The sequence below is a fragment of the Parachitinimonas caeni genome (assembly GCF_030129945.1).
GTDB lineage: Bacteria > Pseudomonadota > Gammaproteobacteria > Burkholderiales > Chitinimonadaceae > Parachitinimonas > Parachitinimonas caeni.
Genome location: NZ_JARRAF010000007.1, coordinates 115,285 through 126,609, shown reverse-complemented (window position 1 = coordinate 126,609; position 11,325 = coordinate 115,285). Strand labels below are relative to the sequence as shown.

Below are 11,325 nucleotides of genomic sequence, written 5' to 3'. Positions count from 1 at the left end.
AGGATATCGGGCTTGACGATTTGTTCGTGCTAGCTGGTCTCTGGACCTGGTTGGTATCAAGACGGCCGTTCAGCAAGTGTTGAACGGCTTTTTCTTTTGGTGGATGGAAAATCCAACGGCATATTATTTGGCAATCATTTTGTTAGCAAAAAGTTCGTGGGTGAGCAACCAGCGTTTTATCCGCAAGGTGTCTTCGGTTTTCCCTCCTGCGAAGCCGCCAAGTCCAGTGGCTGCGACTACCCGATGGCAAGGAATGATCAGCGGGACGGGGTTGTGACCACATGCCGTTCCAACTGCGCGGGAACTCGATTGGCAACGTGCGGCGAGTTCTCCGTAGGTACTGACGTTGCCAGCGCCAATTTCGGAAATCGCGCGCCAGACTTTTAGTTGATGGTCGCTACCTTCAAGGTATACCGGCAGCTGGAAGTGATGGGACGGCTGGTTGAAATAGGCGGCGATTTGTCTGCATATTTCCTGAGCCAGGCTACTGGTGGGGTGCCTGATGTCTGTGCTGTCATCACAAAACAGGTTGAGGTGATAAAGGTACTGTTCATCTGCTTCAAAACAGATTTTCCCAATAGGAGTAATAAGTGCTGTTTGGGATCGCAGCGACGAAGCGGAGTCAGTTAGGCTTGGCACGTTTGGTAATGTCGTTGCGTGATGGGGCATCCGTAGGCTTCTCCGTCCTGGTGTGACTTTTCGTAGTGTATGGTTGGTCAGGCCAGCCGATGATTTGGAAGCATGTTTCCGCAAGCGACTGCGCATTTCTTTTCAAGTCCACATCCTTGCTCAGGAGTAGTGCACTGGCAAAGGCATCTGCGGCGGCAACAAATTGCTGTTTGGCAAGCAGCAAGCGCCCCTGCACCATGGCTACTTTCGCTTTGAAATCGCCGGCTGTGCGCCTGGCGAGATTACCAAGTAACTCCAGAGCGAGCTCTTGGTGGCCGGAGTCACCCGCTAGCCGAGCCACTTCCAGCGCCTGAGGGACCTGCTCAGCAGGTATCGGCGTTTCGTCTTTGATGATCTGTCTTATCAAAGCTCCAGTGTTTTCTACTTTCCCTGCACGCAGCAATACCTCCGCCTGTCGAATCGACCATAAGGACATGTTGGATTCTTCGGCCGGCAAGCTTAGGTCTTGCCAGTAGTCATGGGCAAGGAGGTAAAGCTTTCTGGATGCGGCCAGCATGCCGAGTTGGTAACGTAATTGGGTATCTTCTTGCACCTTGTACTGGCTACCCTCGCCAAATAGGCTGAATGCTGCATCGGTTAGGCCAAGTTCAACGAGCTGCTGGAGTAGTCGCACGGCACTTTGCTGCCGCATTGCGTCGGTGCTGGCAGTAATGGATTGGTGTGCAAGGATGGCACGCGCAGTGAGTGCGTCTTTCTTTTCCCACTGCTTGTATAGCGCGGACCATGCCGCATCATCCCCTGTTAGTAGCTGTGCTTCATTACCCAGAGATAACGCGACTTGGCGGTAGCTGCTCCATAGATCCTTCGTATTTGGCGTTGAGTTTGGAAAACGTTCATCCAACCAAAGATTGAGCCTGGTGTCCTGCGCTTTCGCCGCTTGCTGTTTGATCAGCGGCAAGTATTGAAGTAGGCGGTCGGCGGGCAGGGATGTCAAGTATTGTGTGAAGGTGAGGCCGCTTATACGGCTCAGCCTGTGTTCTACTAGATAAAAAACTGGGTGCTTTGGGTCTAACAAATCTAGCCAGGTCGCCGCTAGCTTGTCTTGACCGATAGTAAATAGGCCAACAGCAAAGTTTGCTGCTTCATCTTTGTTGAGGCTCACTTTATCTTGTTGATACCGAAGCATCGAGCGATATGCTTCGTCCCCCATCCTTTGTGCGAGCTGTGCTTCAACGATCTGGAGTCGCAGTGACGACAGAGCTTGAGGATCTACCGCTGTCGTCCAGATAGCGTTGAGCCCTGCGAGTTGGCTGATGGGGTGTTGCTTCTTCTCATTAAAGGTATGTGCAAGGTAAGTCCAAGAGAGTGCTTGCGACGCGTCTTCTACCTTCATCGCTTCCTGCGCTTGCAATCGTTCTAAAAGCATCTCGGGCTGTTTGAGTTCCCGAAGCGCCTGCCAGCGTAGCGCTTCCCAATCTGCCCATTCGGTATCAGATGTAAGCTTTGGTTGGAGCCGTTCGATACGACTTAAGGCTAAACGTAGCGATACTTCTTTGGCGATCTGATGTGTCTGTACGAGGTCTTCTGGGCTGGCTAAACAAGCCCCTGCGACAAGATAGAAAATCAGAGTGAGTAGAAATTGCATGGGATTGCCATCCAGAAATGACCCGTTTACTAATTGTATGGGAGAGGTCTGAAATGACAAAAGCGCGAGCCTGATGGTCTCGCGCTTTGGTGTGCGGTGCTTTGAGTAGAATTTACTCTGCGGCAACCTTACGTGTTGGCAGCTTTTCCTTGATACGAGCAGCCTTGCCGGAACGGCTACGCAGGAAGTAAAGCTTGGCGCGACGAACATCACCACGGCGCTTTACCTCAATGGCAGCCACCAGTGGGGAGTAAGTTTGGAATGTACGCTCAACACCTTCACCAGAAGAAATCTTGCGAACGATAAAAGACGAGTTCAAACCACGATTACGCTTGGCAATTACAACACCTTCGTAAGCCTGCAGACGCTCACGGTTACCTTCCTTTACCTTAACTTGCACGACGACGGTATCGCCAGGTGCAAACTCGGGAATGGTCTTGCCCAAACGAGCGATTTCTTCTTGTTCCAGTTGCTGGATCAGATTCATTGTCAAACTCCTAGCCCTCAGTCAAGGGGCGTGATTCTGGATTAGCTTGTTCCTGCTGCATCGATTGAGTGATGTGTTCTGATTTGAAATCAGACAGCAGCCGAGCTTCCTCTTTTGATAAAACCCGCTGGTCAAGCAAATCAGGGCGACGTAGCCATGTACGACCCAGTGCCTGCTTCAAACGCCAGCGGCGTATTTCAGCATGATTTCCAGATAACAGAACATCTGGAACCGTCATGCCACGGTAGTCTTCCGGCCGGGTATAGTGGGGGCAGTCCAGTAACCCATCTTCAAATGAGTCTTGTTGAGCTGAAAGATTGTGATTAAGTGCGCCCGGAAGCTGGCGAATTATTGAGTCCATCATTACCATGGCCCCAAGCTCACCCCCAGACAGAACATAGTCACCAATCGAAACTTCAACATCAACAGAGTGTTTAATCACTCGCTCATCAACACCCTCGTAGCGTCCACAAAGCAACACCAAACCGGAGCATGCTGAAAGCTGCTTTACAGCTGCTTGATCAAGCGGCTGGCCTTGTGGTGACAGATAAATGACCTTGGGAGCCAAATTGCCTGCTTGATTCTGGGCGACCTTGGCTGCTTCAATTGCTGCAAGCAGCGGTTCCGGAAGCATCACCATCCCCGGTCCGCCGCCATAGGGCCGGTCATCAATCGTACGATAGTTATCTGCCGTAAAGTCACGAGGATTCCAGCAGTGCAAAGCGTACAAATCTTTTTCTAATGCTCGTCTGTTTATACCGAAGTCGGTAATGGCAGAGAACATCTCGGGGAATAGCGTAATGACATCAAACCGCATGGTCATCCGCTAAAAATCCAAGCCCCAGTCGACGGTGATTGTGCGAGCAATGTCGTCAACAGTTAGCACAACTGATGCGACAAACGGGATCAGCCGCTCTATCGGTGCATCGCGCACAACCAGCACGTCATTGGCGCCGGTCTCAAACAGCTCAACTACGGTACCCAAGTACTCACCTGCGACGTTCCGAACTGCCATGCCTACCAAGTCGGTCCAGTAGTACTCGTTCTCGTCTGCCTCAGGCATTTCAGAGCGCGGCACTGCAATCGTGCAACCACGAAGACTGTCTGCCTTATCTCGGTCATCTACACCGTCCAAGGTAGCGATGAGCACCTTGGAGTGAATTTGACCTTCGACAAAGGTATAGCGTTGCCACCGTCCATCCCGCCCTAACCACCAAGTTGGATAGTCAAAAAGGCTATCGGCATATTCGGTGTCTGCCACAACTTTAATGCTGCCTCTAACACCAAACGCTCCAGAAATATAAGCCATTGGCACCAGATCTGTTGGATTGCTTGAGTCTTGAGGGTCCTGGGCAATATTACGGCTCATGCTGATAAATGCGACTTACGCAGCCTTTGCGCGCTTGACGAGCTTGGCAACGCTATCAGACAGTTGTGCACCATTGCTGATCCAATGATTGATACGGTCCAGAGAGAGGCGCACGCCTTCGGTGCCTTCTGCTGCAACTGGATTGTAAAAACCAACGCGCTCAATGAAGCGGCCGTCGCGACGATTGCGGGAATCTGTTACGACTACGTTGTAGAAAGGACGGTTTTTTGCGCCGCCACGGGAAAGACGAATCACTACCATGACCCTTTACCTTTCGTGCAAGTGAGATCCGAAAGAATTCGGAAAAAGATCAGGATTCTATTACTGAAAATGCCAAATTTGCAAGGGGATATGGCTACATGCCGGGTAGTATGTTCTTCATGCCCCGCATTAATTTCATCATTCCCTTGCCAGAAAACTGTTTCATCATTTTTTGCGTTTGCTCAAACTGATTCAGCAATCGGTTGACTTCTTGTACGGAAACGCCTGCGCCGGCGGCGATACGCCGTTTGCGGCTGGCTTTTAAAATTTCGGGCTTTGCTCGTTCCGCAGGAGTCATTGAGTTGATGATGCCTTCGATGCGCGCAACAGCTTTATCGGTATCCTGACCCTGTGCCAACTGGGAGAGTTGCCCTGGCATTTTGTCGAGCAGGGCAGTCATCCCTCCCATCTTTTTCATTTGCTGAATCTGGGTTTTGAAGTCCTCTAGGTCAAATCCCTTGCCGGTTTTCATCTTCTTGGCAAGCTTCTGTGCCTCTTCGACATCGACAGACTTCTGGACCTCTTCGATTAAAGAGAGTACGTCACCCATGCCAAGAATGCGGGAGGCTAGCCGGTCCGGATGGAATGGTTCCAACCCAGTAACTTTCTCCCCAACCCCAATGAATTTAATGGGTTTGCCTGTGACATGGCGAACCGACAACGCTGCGCCACCTCGAGAATCGCCATCAAGCTTAGTAAGGATGACCCCAGTTAAAGGTAGGGCTGCGTTGAATGCCTGGGCTGTATTCACGGCATCCTGGCCTTGCATGGCATCTACGACAAACAGGGTTTCTATTGGGTTTAGAAAGGCATGCAATGCCTTGATTTCGTCCATCATCTCCTGGTCAATTGCCAAGCGACCAGCAGTGTCAACGATCAGGACGTCAAAGAAATGACGCTTGGCGTGATCCAGAGCGGATGCTGCGATGTCTTTGGGGGTTTGGCTGGGTAAGGAAGGGAACCACTCAACTCCAATCTGTGAAGCTAACATCTTCAACTGCTCTATCGCTGCAGGGCGGTATACATCTGCGCTGACGACCAGAACTTTTTTCTTTTGAGTCTCTTTGAGAAGTTTGGCCAGCTTGCCGGTGGTCGTGGTTTTTCCTGCGCCCTGAAGGCCGGCCATCAGCACAATTGCGGGCGGTACGGCTGCAAGATTAAGCGCATCATTCTGCTCGCCCATGAGCTTCTTTAGCTCGTCATGTACCACCCCGATGACGGCCTGCCCTGGAGTCAGGCTACCTAAAACATCCTGGCCCAGGGCGCGTTGCTTGACGTCATTTATAAAGACTTTGACGACGGGTAAAGCAACGTCTGCTTCCAGCAATGCCATCCGAACTTCGCGCATGGCATCCTGAATGTTGGCCTCAGTCAGTCGAGCCTGACCGCGAAGAGATTTGACAACATCCGCCAGGCGCGATGTTAGATTATCAAGCATGAATCAATCCTTTGAATGGGCGCCTGAAACAGCTCCAGTGCTCTGTTAGACTTGCTCTTGCGTCTGATTTCATCAGTGCAAGGCTGCAATGAAACCAATTTAATTTACGATTTTACCCAAAGTTGACAGTGAACCCACTCGCTTTAGTTGTACTCGCATTTTATATCTGTTTATCGATCAATTACCTGCTTGGCAGGCGATCGTCCGGGCAAGCCTTGCCGCAACGTGAAGGACTGGAGCATCTTGTGCTGGCAACAACGTTGCTGCTGCATGCGCCACTGGCGTTCGGCCCGTTGGCTGCAGGTGAAATTCCTCGTTTTGGGGCAAAGGAAGGAATTTTGCTTTTGGCGTGGCTATCCGCTGCCTTATATTGGACCGCAGGTTTTTTCTACAAGCTGGAGGGTATGCAAGGGATTGTCTTACCCTTGGCATCACTCAGTTTGCTGGTTAGCTTGTTTTTGCCATCAGGTCATCCGGTTCTTCATTTTTCTTCGGTACTGTTCAAAATTCATTTCATCATTGCCATGCTTTCATATGGCTTTCTGGCAATGGCAGCGGGACTGGCGGTGTTAATGCTGATGGCGCATAGGCAATTGCATGAGCACCGGCGTTTTACCGTATTTGGTCAGCTACCACCATTGCTGTCACTTGAGAAGCTTTTGTTTTACGCGATCACTACGGGTTTCGTCCTGCTGACATTTACCCTTTTTTCCGGAGTATTGTTCTCTGAAGCAATATTTGGACATGGCGTAACTTTATCCCACAAAACAGTATTTGCAATTTTATCCTGGATTGTATTTGGAGCTTTGCTTGCAGGGCATCATTGGTATGGCTGGCGTGGAAAATTGGCTGCTAATTGGACCTTGGGCGGATTTTCATTGTTGCTATTGGCGTATATTGGTAGCCGATTTGTTCTGGAGGTTATTTTGGGGAGAATCTGAGTGAATTTGGCTTCTTGTTAGCGTAAGTGGATGTGCTAATTTGATTTATATGGAAGAGGTCTCTCAATAGTGAGTGTGTTGAAGATGTATTTACTTAATTGTAAACCCAGAATGTTTGGTTTCTTGTAACTAAATTGGAGTGATCGTACATCTTGGATGCCATTCCAACGAGTTTTCTCTTTATCGCCCTAGTTGCATGTTTGCTGGCGTCTGCTTTTTTTTCGGCATCCGAAACTGCGATGATGGCGGTTAACCGATATCGCCTTAAGGCTCGGGTGGCCAAGAATGAACGTGCTGCAATACTTACACAGGCTTTGCTTCATAAAATAGAAAAATTGCTAGGAGTCATTCTTCTCGGTAGCAGCTTTGTTAATTCCTCAGCGGCAACATTATCTACCGTAATTGCATTTCGAGTTGCCGGAGATGAGGAATGGGTGCTAGGGGTTGCCACGGCTTTAGTAACCTTTAGCATTTTAATATTCAGTGAAGCATTCCCAAAAGTTATTGCCGCCAGTCGGCCCGAGCCTGTCGCATTGGCGTCCAGTTATTTGCTCGCCGCATTGCTGAAAATATTGTCGCCTATTGTATATGTCGTAAATATATTTGTGCGCGGCTTGTTGAAGATTTTTCGGTTGGGTTTGGAATCGGAAAGTTCAACAAAAATTAGCCCCGAAGAGTTACGTTTACTAGTTTTGGAGGCCGGTAATTTTATAGAGAAGAAACATCATAGCATTCTAATGAATTTGTTTGATCTCGAAAGCATTACTGTGAATGACGTAATGACACCACGACATCAAATTGAAGCGCTTGATTTGGCCGCTTCGGCAGATGAAATAAAGCGGCAGTTGGTAACTTGCCATCATACTCGATTACCTGTTTATGAAGCTGATTCAGATAATATACTTGGTGTAGTTCACGTAAGAATGGTCCCTCATCTTTTTCAACAGGAAGCAATTGATATTGCCATGAGGGAGGTAATACGCGATCCATACTTTATACCTTCTGGTACGCCGCTATTTACCCAGTTGCAGCGTTTTCAGGAGACTCAGCAACGGCTTGGCCTGGTTGTAGATGAATATGGTGAAATGCTGGGACTGGTGACTTTAGAGGATATACTCGAACAGATGGTCGGTGAGTTCACTACGACATCTCCCAATCAAGTATCCCTGTTCAAGCTTCAGAAGGATGGATCTGCGCTGATTGATGGAAAAGCTGGCTTGCGTGAGCTAAACAGGAAGCTGGGATGTCGATTTCCTGTTGATGGGCCCAAGACACTGAACGGGCTCATTCTAGAATTTTTCGAAGACATACCGGAGGCTGGAACGTGCTTGCAGATCTCGGAACACCGCTTGGAAATTGTTCAAACTCAAGGCCGAAGCATCAAGAGCGTTCGGCTCTATCCCTAGTCTGGAAGCGGCTTCCAGCTTTACAAAGCAACTTGACAAGTGCATTATTTGTGCCGATCGCATTTCGCGGAAGGTCGAAATTTCAGGCTTGATATGATGTTATCCTAAAGCATCATATGCCGGCGAGAATTGTCCATTTCATGATTTTCCCAATTGAATAGGCCCACGATGGCTCAAGCTCCCACAACGCTTTCTGGTCTTGCTCGCGCCTTGGTGCAACAAGGGCGTCTGCAAGAGGCTGATGCAGAGGCGATTCAGTCGCAGGTTCAATCGAGCAACTCGTCTTTTATTCAGCAGCTGATTCAGAGCAAAAAGATGACAGCTGCGCAGGTAGCAGAGTTTGCTTCGCAGACATTTGGCTATCCTCTGTTTGATCTTAGCCAATTAGACTCTGCTTATATTCCAAGCAATGTCATCGATCATAAATTGATGACGAGTCGAAGGGTTGTACCGCTTTTTAAACGCGGAAATAAGCTGTTTATCGGGATTTCTGATCCGACAAATCTACAAGCATTGGATGACGTCAAGTTTCAGACAGGTTTGGCGTCAGATCCTATCATTGTTGAGGATAATAAACTCACCACAATGATTGAAAAGCTGGTTGAAGCCAGCGGTGCAAATCTCAAAGACATCACGATAGATCAGGATGAGCTGGAAATTTCGGGTGGTGAAGAGCAAGCCCCGGAATCCGAATCGGTCATGGCGGAAGTCGATGATGCGCCAGTGGTGAAATACATCCAGAAAATATTGATGGATGCAATCAATGGCGGCGCATCGGATATTCATTTCGAACCTTATGAGAAATTTTACCGGGTGAGATACCGGATTGACGGCGTTTTACGAGAAGTGGCGCAACCGCCATTAGCCATCAAGGAAAAAATTGCATCTCGAATTAAGGTTATTTCGAAGCTGGACATTTCAGAAAAGCGTATTCCGCAGGATGGGCGGATGAAGCTTGTTCTATCAAAGAATCGCGCTATTGATTTCCGGGTATCTTCGTTGCCAACGCTATTTGGTGAAAAGATATGTATGCGTATTCTTGATCCGTCGTCAGCCACTTTAGGGATTGATGCATTGGGTTATGAGCCTGATCAGAGAGAGGCTCTCTTAAATGCCATTCATCGACCTTACGGAATGGTATTAGTGACGGGGCCTACGGGTTCGGGAAAAACGGTTTCTCTTTATACCTGTCTTAATATCTTAAATGAGCCAGGGATTAATATTTCCACTGCAGAAGATCCCGCTGAAATCAACTTGCCTGGCATTAATCAGGTAAACGTTAATGATAAGGCGGGCTTGACGTTTGCCGCAGCTTTGAAGTCCTTTTTGCGGCAGGATCCGGACATTATTATGGTCGGTGAAATTCGAGATTTGGAAACGGCGGATATTTCGATTAAAGCCGCTCAAACTGGCCACATGGTGTTTTCTACCCTTCATACGAATGATGCACCTGCTACATTGTCTCGTATGCTAAATATGGGTATTGCGCCATTCAATATTGCATCTTCAGTAATTCTTATTACGGGTCAACGTTTGGCTAGACGTTTGTGTTCGAGTTGTAAAAAGCCGATTGATATTCCAAATGATGCTTTGCTGCGTGCCGGTTTCAAAGAGGAAGATCTTGATGGGACCTGGCAGCCATATGGTCCTGTTGGCTGCGATATTTGCAAGGGAACTGGTTATAAAGGCCGGGTAGGTATTTATCAGGTTATGCCAATCAGTGAAGAAATGCAGCGGATTATTATGAAGCAGGGCAATTCGATTGACATTGCGGATCAGGCTCAGCGCGAGGGAATTCGTGATCTGCGGCAGTCGGGGTTATTGAAAGTAAAACAGGGTCTGACTTCTTTGACGGAAGTTGAGGCTGTTACCAACGAGTAAAGTGGTGCGCCCTGGCGCATGGGGAGATTTGCATGGCGGTGCCAGCAAAGGATAAAAAAGCGGCGGTCAAGGAGTTTACTTTCCAGTGGGAAGGGCGTGATCGCACAGGGAAAATCGTCCGGGGGGAAATGCGTGCCGGCGGTGATGCGGTTGTCCGAGCCAGCTTGCGCCGCCAGGGAATTAACGTCCTGAAGATAAAAAAGCAATCCATGTCATCCGGTAAGAAAATTACCGAAAAAGACTTGGCGATGTTTACCCGGCAAATGGCCACAATGATGAAGGCCGGTGTGCCTTTACTGCAGGCTTTTGATATTGTTGCAAAAGGCCATTCCAATCCTTCTGTCACCAAATTACTGACTGATATTAAGACAGATGTGGAGACGGGCTCTAGTTTGGCTCAGGCTTTTCGTAAACATCCGCTCTATTTTGATCAACTTTATTGCAATTTGGTACAAGCCGGCGAGCAGGCTGGTATTTTGGATGCTCTGCTCGATAGACTCGCGACGTATAAGGAAAAGATTTTAGCGATTAAAGGGAAGATCAAGTCAGCCTTGTTTTACCCGACGGCCATTGTTGTTGCTGCTGTGATTATTGTTTCGGTCATCATGATTTTCGTGATCCCGGCCTTTAAGGATTTATTCTCGGGCTTTGGCGCTGCATTGCCTGCGCCTACGCAATTGGTGATTAATATATCGGATATATTTACCAGTTATTGGTGGGCTATTTTTGGCGGCTTGGGAGGTGGTATTTTTGGGTTTATTGAGGCAAAAAAGCGTTCAAAGACCTTACAGGCGAGAACGGATCGTGTAATGCTCAGGCTGCCCATTATTGGAGACATTATCCGTAAAGCAACGATTGCTCGTTGGACACGTACAATGTCAACCATGTTTGCGGCCGGTGTACCCTTAGTTGAAGCGCTTGATTCTGTAGGAGGAGCTGCAGGTAACGTGGTTTATGCAGATGCAACCCGCAAAATTCAAGCGGAAGTCAGTACTGGTACTAGTTTGACCCTGGCAATGCAGAATAGCGAGGTTTTTCCAAATATGGTTTTGCAGATGGTCTCGATTGGAGAGGAGTCTGGAGCTCTGGATTCTATGCTTGGAAAAATCGCTGACTTTTTTGAGCAGGAAGTTGATGATGCTGTCGATGCAATGACCAGTTTGATGGAACCGTTAATTATGATGATTTTGGGCCCAATTATCGGTGGTTTGATTATTGCGATGTATTTACCAATCTTCAAGATGGGAGCGGCAGTTGGCGGATAATC

11 protein-coding genes are annotated in these 11,325 nt (G+C 48.5%); 4 read left to right on the top strand and 7 right to left on the bottom strand.

Going from position 1 to position 11,325, the window contains the following annotated elements:
* Window positions 1-123 precede the first annotated feature (123 nt).
* The 7 genes from PZA18_RS08275 to ffh all read right to left on the bottom strand — a co-directional run bounded on the left by PZA18_RS08275 (window position 124) and on the right by ffh (window position 5,830).
* Window positions 124-669 (bottom strand): methylated-DNA--[protein]-cysteine S-methyltransferase, encoded by a 546-nt coding sequence (locus tag PZA18_RS08275; protein ID WP_284100344.1) that lies wholly within the window; start codon window positions 667-669, stop codon window positions 124-126.
* A complete protein-coding gene (locus tag PZA18_RS08270) occupies window positions 623-2,275 on the bottom strand; it encodes a hypothetical protein (RefSeq protein ID WP_284100343.1) in 1,653 nt (550 codons plus the stop codon). Before PZA18_RS08270 ends, PZA18_RS08275 begins: the two co-directional genes overlap by 47 nt.
* 112 nt (window positions 2,276-2,387) lie before the next feature.
* Window positions 2,388-2,762, bottom strand: coding sequence for a 50S ribosomal protein L19 (gene rplS, locus PZA18_RS08265; protein ID WP_284100342.1), 375 nt, complete (start codon window positions 2,760-2,762; stop codon window positions 2,388-2,390).
* A 10-nt stretch (window positions 2,763-2,772) separates the two neighbouring features.
* Window positions 2,773-3,579, bottom strand: a complete 807-nt coding sequence (gene trmD, locus PZA18_RS08260) for a tRNA (guanosine(37)-N1)-methyltransferase TrmD (protein ID WP_284100431.1) — start codon at window positions 3,577-3,579, stop codon at window positions 2,773-2,775.
* A gap of 9 nt (window positions 3,580-3,588) precedes the next feature.
* Window positions 3,589-4,071, bottom strand: coding sequence for a ribosome maturation factor RimM (rimM, locus tag PZA18_RS08255; RefSeq protein ID WP_308447354.1), 483 nt, complete (start codon window positions 4,069-4,071; stop codon window positions 3,589-3,591).
* 75 nt (window positions 4,072-4,146) lie between these two features.
* Complete coding sequence (rpsP, locus tag PZA18_RS08250; RefSeq protein ID WP_284100340.1) at window positions 4,147-4,392, bottom strand: 30S ribosomal protein S16; 246 nt, start codon at window positions 4,390-4,392, stop codon at window positions 4,147-4,149.
* A gap of 94 nt (window positions 4,393-4,486) precedes the next feature.
* Window positions 4,487-5,830, bottom strand: coding sequence for a signal recognition particle protein (ffh, locus tag PZA18_RS08245; protein ID WP_284100339.1), 1,344 nt, complete (start codon window positions 5,828-5,830; stop codon window positions 4,487-4,489).
* Between the two features lie 128 nt (window positions 5,831-5,958).
* On the opposite strand from ffh, the gene PZA18_RS08240 reads away from it, so the two are divergent.
* From PZA18_RS08240 to PZA18_RS08225, 4 genes are all read left to right on the top strand, one after another.
* A complete protein-coding gene (locus PZA18_RS08240; protein WP_284100338.1) occupies window positions 5,959-6,771 on the top strand; it encodes a cytochrome C assembly family protein in 813 nt (270 codons plus the stop codon).
* 152 nt (window positions 6,772-6,923) lie between these two features.
* Window positions 6,924-8,177, top strand: a complete 1,254-nt coding sequence (locus PZA18_RS08235) for an HlyC/CorC family transporter (RefSeq protein WP_284100337.1) — start codon at window positions 6,924-6,926, stop codon at window positions 8,175-8,177.
* Window positions 8,178-8,345: 168 nt separating this feature from the next.
* Window positions 8,346-10,058 (top strand): type IV-A pilus assembly ATPase PilB, encoded by a 1,713-nt coding sequence (gene pilB, locus PZA18_RS08230; protein WP_284100336.1) that lies wholly within the window; start codon window positions 8,346-8,348, stop codon window positions 10,056-10,058.
* Between the two features lie 32 nt (window positions 10,059-10,090).
* The gene (locus PZA18_RS08225) at window positions 10,091-11,323 is read left to right on the top strand and encodes a type II secretion system F family protein (RefSeq protein ID WP_284100335.1); all 1,233 of its coding nucleotides are present in this window, start codon (window positions 10,091-10,093) and stop codon (window positions 11,321-11,323) included.
* Window positions 11,324-11,325: the final 2 nt, after the last annotated feature.